Origin of the sequence: Paraburkholderia sp. SIMBA_030 (assembly GCF_046535245.1) — a bacterium.
GTDB lineage: Bacteria > Pseudomonadota > Gammaproteobacteria > Burkholderiales > Burkholderiaceae > Paraburkholderia.
Genome location: NZ_JAWRXB010000173.1, coordinates 1 through 347, shown reverse-complemented (window position 1 = coordinate 347; position 347 = coordinate 1). Strand labels below are relative to the sequence as shown.

Annotated in this window: 1 protein-coding gene; it reads right to left on the bottom strand. The window is 62.8% G+C overall.

What is annotated here, in order from left to right; all coding sequences use genetic code 11:
- Positions 1 to 63 precede the first annotated feature (63 nt).
- Positions 64 to 333: a gamma-glutamyl-gamma-aminobutyrate hydrolase family protein gene (locus SB772_RS39540; protein ID WP_410838456.1), complete on the bottom strand. Its 270-nt coding sequence runs from the start codon at positions 331 to 333 to the stop codon at positions 64 to 66.
- Positions 334 to 347: the final 14 nt, after the last annotated feature.

Genomic DNA, 347 nt, shown 5'->3' with positions numbered 1-347 from the left:
GGTATTTTTCCGTACCTGCAATGTCGGGGAGGTGCTGATGCAAGGTGCCACCGAGGGTCACGTTCAGTAATTGTTCCCCCGGCAGATGCACAGCAGTGGAAGGTCCTGGCGGAGGGCCTCCCGTATGAGCGCCTGTTCCCAGGCGTCACGTGCCGGGCGGGGCGGATCAGTCTCTACGTGGGGTTCTTGCCCATACAAGGCAGGGTCAACGTCCCAGCCGCCGGGAATAACGAGTCCGTCCAACCGGCCAACAAGGAGTTCCACCACCCCCTGGTTAGTCGGCTGGGGCGGCAACAGCACGGGAACCCCTCCCGCCGCTGCAAGTGGAGCCAGATAGCTTTCCGGAA